At 47.0% G+C, this 249-nt stretch carries 1 protein-coding gene; it reads right to left on the reverse strand.

Annotation, left to right across the window (positions count from 1 at the left end; translation table 11 throughout):
* Positions 1-249 (reverse strand): SH3 domain-containing protein (locus tag AC2Q9J_RS18310; protein ID WP_499042149.1); only part of this gene is annotated, 249 nt, incomplete at both ends.

The raw sequence follows: 249 nt of genomic DNA on the forward strand, positions 1-249 counted from the left end.
TTGTAATAAGCCAGGAGACTACCCAGCCCTTTTCTCCGGAACCAAGCTGTATCTGCACCCAGTCTCCATCTTCCTTTAAAATTGGATAGCGTTCTCCCTTTTTTACTTCCGCTGTAATGCCGTAGCTAAGCCCAGGGCCGCTTCTGACGTTCATTTCATCTGTTGCGATGACCGCTTCTCCTTGAGCAGCAGTAACGGATGAAAAGGTCGGGAATAGCGCTACGGTGAAAATAATACATTCAATAAGGA

Source organism: Planococcus sp. RAB007_Raresut (assembly GCF_057369535.1).